This is a genomic window from Microbacterium sp. K35, from assembly GCF_004794375.1.
In the GTDB taxonomy this organism is placed as follows: domain Bacteria; phylum Actinomycetota; class Actinomycetes; order Actinomycetales; family Microbacteriaceae; genus Microbacterium; species Microbacterium sufflavum.
Genome location: NZ_SSDM01000229.1, coordinates 1 through 4,191 on the forward strand (window position 1 = coordinate 1; position 4,191 = coordinate 4,191).

The following is a 4,191-nucleotide window of genomic DNA, read 5'->3' on the forward strand; positions in this document are numbered from 1 at the left end:
GGCCGCCGCGCGACGGCCTGGTCGGCGGCGGCCGTGCTCATGCCGCTCGCCGGCGACATCTCGCCCCGCTGGACCGCGCTCGCGCAGCACCTGCGCGTGACCCGCCCCGACCCCGCCCTGTTTCGAAAGGACCCCTCGTGACCCTCGTCTCCGCCAGAGAACTCGTCACCGCCGCCTCGGACGCCGGAACCGGCATCGGCGCGTTCAACGTGATCCACCTCGAGACCGCGGAGGGCCTGGTGCGCGCCGCCGCCCTCGCGGGACTCCCGGTGATCCTTCAGATCTCGCAGAACTGCGCCGACTATCACGGCGGCCTGGAGCCCATCGCGCTCGCCTCGCTCGCGCTGGCCCGCCGGGCGGAGACACCGGTCGCGGTGCATCTCGACCACGCCGAACGACCGGAGCTGGTCGACGAGGCGGTCGCACTCGGGTTCGGCTCCGTCATGTTCGACGGCGGCGCGCTGCCCTACGACGAGAACGTCGCGCTGACGGCCGAGGTCGCCGCGCGCGCACACCGGGCTGGCGTGTTCGTGGAGGGCGAGCTGGGCGAGGTGGGCGGCAAGGACGGCGCGCACGCACCCGGAGTGCGCACCGACCCCGACGAGGCCAGGGCCTTCGTGGCCGCGACCGGGGTGGACGCCCTCGCGGTGGCGGTCGGCTCGTCGCACGCCATGACCGACCGCACGGCGTCGCTCGACCTCGACCTCATCGCGCGGCTGCGGGCGGCACTGCGCGGCGCCGGGGCGGCCGGGGCGGACGTCCCCCTCGTGCTGCACGGCTCGTCCGGGGTGGCCGACGCCGTGATCGCCGACGCGGTGCGGGCGGGCATGACCAAGATCAACGTCTCGACCCATCTGAACGGCTTCTTCACGCGGGCCGTGCGCGATGTGCTGGACCGCGACGAGCGGCTGGTCGACTCCCGCAAGTACCTCGCACCCGCTCGCGACGCGCTGGCGCAGGAGGCGGCGCGGATGCTGCGGCTGTTCGCGCTGCAGACCGACACGGCGGCCGCGGGATGAGCGTGGCGGCGACAGGGCCGCAGGCGCTCGCGGTCGGCCGTCACCACGGAGGTCGCGGGTTCCCGCCGCAGCACCCCTCCGGGAGCACGCGGTGAAGCGGGCGGCACGGCTGAACGCGATCCTCGACCTGCTCGCCGCCAGCGGTGAGGTCACGGTGGACGAGCTCGTCGACCGGTTCGGCGCCTCGCCGGCCACCACCCGCCGCGACCTCGACACCCTGGCCGAGCAGCGCCTGCTCACGCGCACGCACGGCGGTGCGGTGGCGCAGACGGTCGCCTACGAGCTGCCCATCCGCTACAAGAGCCACCTGCGCACGCAGGAGAAGGCGAGCATCGCCCAGGCCGCGGCCGACCTGGTGTCGCCCGGCATGGTGGTGGGTCTCTCCGGGGGCACCACGACGACCGCGATCGCGGCCGCCCTCGCCGCCAGGGAGGACCTGGCCGCCGACGGCGGCGTCACGGTCGTCACGAACGCGGTCAACATCGCGGCACAGCTCGCCACGCGGCCCGACATCAAGGTCGTGGTCACCGGCGGCGTCATCCACTCCCGCACGTACGAGCTCGTGGGGCCGTTCGTGGAACAGCTGCTGCGCGGGGTGCGGCTCGACATCGCGTTCCTGGGCGTGAACGGCATGGACGCCGCGGCGGGTGCCACCACGCAGGACGAGCGCGAGGCCGCCGTGAACCGCATGATGGCCGAGCGTGCCCGGCGCGCGGTCGTGGTGACCGACGGCAGCAAGCTCGGCGTCGAGGCGTTCTCCGCGGTGGGCGGACCCGAGCTGTTCCACACCGTCATCACCGACCGCGGGGCCGAGCCCGCGCTGGTCGAGGCGCTGCGCACCGCCGGGTACGTCGTGCTCCTCGCCTGAGTCCGCGCAGCGGGGGCTCGGTATACTGAAAGTATGACCACGACGATCAAGGTGAGTGACGAGCTCCGCGATCGGCTGAAGGATCAGGCGGCTCGCGACGGGCTGACACTGGGCGCTCACCTCGCCCATCTCGCCGACGCCGAGGATCGCCGCCGACGCCTCGAGTCGCTGCGCACGGCGGTCGCCCTCTCCTCTCCCGAGGACGCCGCTTCGCATGCGGCCGAGACGGCGGCGTGGGAGCGGGTCGAATCGGCAGACGCCTCCTGATGGCAGACCCTGATCTCGCCCCCGGAGTGATCGTCTGGGTGTCGTTGGAACCGGTGTGCGGCCGCGAACAGGGCGGACACCGACCCGTCCTCCTCGTCGCCTCCGCCGGGTATCTGGACGCCGTCACCACCCTGGTGATCGGCTTGCCGATCACCACGACCGACCGTGGGTGGCCCAATCACATCCGCATCGACGGGCCGAGCGGACTGGACCGTCCGTCCTGGGTCATGACCGAGCAGCCGCGCACGCTCACGCGGGAACGGATCACGGGCGTCGCGGGGAGGGTGTCCGCGGACTGTCTCGCCTCCGTCCGGCTGTGGCTGGGAGACTTCCTCGACCTGTGACGGTGCTCCTCGCCTGAGCCCGCGCGGGCGCACCCCAAGGGCCCCGGCGTCCCCAGATCGCCGAGGCCCTGTGAGGTGTCGCGGCTGCATCCGCGGCTCCCCAGAGCAGTTGGTGTCCCTGTCGTGCGCGCTCCCCAGTGCGCTGTTTCCCCAGATCCGACGGCGCCTCCCTCGCGCCTCCTCCTTCGAGGCCCTTCGCCTGCGACACCTTCCGAAGAACAGGAGTCACCGCCTGCGGTTCTGATACACCGATTGGAGAAAAAGGTCAGAATCCGTCGCCGTGGCACTGGAACGGCGCGATCACGCCCGTCGTGACGGCCGCGGAGGCCAGGGCGTCCGCCGGTGCAGCGCCCTCGGTCAGCCTGGCGTGCACGGCCGCCAGCAGCTCGCACGCATCGTCGTCGGGCACCGCGACGGGGGCCGCGATCACGCACTCGGTGCCCGCGTGCAACCACACCCGCGTCATGCCCAGCGCCTCCTCCCCCCAGCGCACCGACGAGCGCCCCAGCTCACACGCCGACAGGATCACGGTGCGCGGCGCCCGCGGGATCAGGTCCACGTCGTAGCCGAACAGCGTGCCGTCGCTCAGCTCGAACCCGGAGAACAGGGGGTTGTCGACCGCGTGCCGTCCGTGCGCCGCGATGTGCAGCAGCTCCGCGTCGCCCGCGAGGGCCGTCACCGCACCCACCGTCGCCTCCGCACCCTCGTACACGCGCGTCGAGGCACGGTCCGTCCAGGCCAAGGCCGCACGCTGCACCTCCTCGCCCGCGCGGCGCACGCGAGGACCGGCGGCGAAGCCCACGACGGGCGACGCGGCGCGCGGTGCCCGGTCGTCTCCGAGCCACCGCGACACCGACGTGACGAGCGTGAACGGCAGCCCGCGCATGCCGGGCAGCATGGCCCACGGCACGCCCCCGAGGATGCCGGGCACCGTGATCGCCACGCGCGACGCCCGCGGCACGGCCCGCCGCAGCGGTGCGAGCAGCCCCGCGTCGAGCAGCTCCAGCCGCGCGACGAGGGACCGCTGCGTGACCGCACCCATCGCACCGCCGCGGGTGAGAGCGGCCATGTCGAGGTCGGCCCGCAGCCCGTCGAGCGCCGCCCGCACCCGCGGCCAGTCCAGCTCCACGATGCGCGCCCGGCCCTCGGTCACCGCCACGGCGTGCAGCTCGGAGCCGGTGAAGACGTAGGAGAACACCGCGGTGTCGCGCGGGAGGAGTGCAGACGCCGCCGCCAGGCCGAGCCGCTCGCGCGCGGCGCCGGAGCCGGTCGCCGTCCACTGCCTCTCGCGCACCCGGTCGCGCAGCATCCGCACCCGCGCGTCGGTCGTCCAGTCGGCACCCGCGAGCTCTGCCCGCAGCATCCGCAGCTCCGCCAGGTCCGCCGCCAGGTCCGCGTCGTGCGGGGGCCGCACCGGCGCGACCTGCTGGCTGAGGTGACGCGCCCGCTCCGACCACTCGAACAGGGTCTCCGGGTCGCCGAGGCGCGCCGCCGCCGTGAGCCCGGTGAACACGAGGTCGCTCGCGTGCATCGCGACCGAGGCCTGCAGGTCGAGCGCGCCGAACGACTGCTGCCACGACGACAGCAGGTCGAGGCCCTCGCCCGCGGCTCGCAGCGCCGCCCGGTCACGGCCTCGGTGCAGGGCCCTCGCTGCCCGCACCTCGTGGACGCGCAGCCGCAGGGGCGTGGGGGC

5 protein-coding genes are annotated in these 4,191 nt (G+C 74.0%); 4 read left to right on the forward strand and 1 reads right to left on the reverse strand.

Translation table 11 applies throughout. From position 1 onward, the window contains the following. Positions 1–137 precede the first annotated feature (137 nt). From DW299_RS08700 to DW299_RS08715, 4 genes are all read left to right on the forward strand, one after another. The gene (locus tag DW299_RS08700) at positions 138–1,019 is read left to right on the forward strand and encodes a class II fructose-bisphosphate aldolase (protein ID WP_136036351.1); all 882 of its coding nucleotides are present in this window, start codon (positions 138–140) and stop codon (positions 1,017–1,019) included. A gap of 91 nt (positions 1,020–1,110) precedes the next feature. Beyond that, positions 1,111–1,887: a DeoR/GlpR family DNA-binding transcription regulator gene (locus tag DW299_RS08705; protein WP_136036352.1), complete on the forward strand. Its 777-nt coding sequence runs from the start codon at positions 1,111–1,113 to the stop codon at positions 1,885–1,887. Positions 1,888–1,920: 33 nt separating this feature from the next. Next, positions 1,921–2,154, forward strand: a complete 234-nt coding sequence (locus DW299_RS08710; RefSeq protein ID WP_136032253.1) for a ribbon-helix-helix protein — start codon at positions 1,921–1,923, stop codon at positions 2,152–2,154. Then, positions 2,154–2,498, forward strand: coding sequence for a type II toxin-antitoxin system PemK/MazF family toxin (locus tag DW299_RS08715; RefSeq protein WP_136036353.1), 345 nt, complete (start codon positions 2,154–2,156; stop codon positions 2,496–2,498). Before DW299_RS08710 ends, DW299_RS08715 begins: the two co-directional genes overlap by 1 nt. Before the next feature lie 265 nt (positions 2,499–2,763). Here the strand turns inward: DW299_RS08715 and DW299_RS08720 are convergent. Further along, positions 2,764–4,191: CHAT domain-containing protein (locus tag DW299_RS08720; protein WP_136036354.1), on the reverse strand; the 1,428-nt coding region annotated here is incomplete at its 5' end.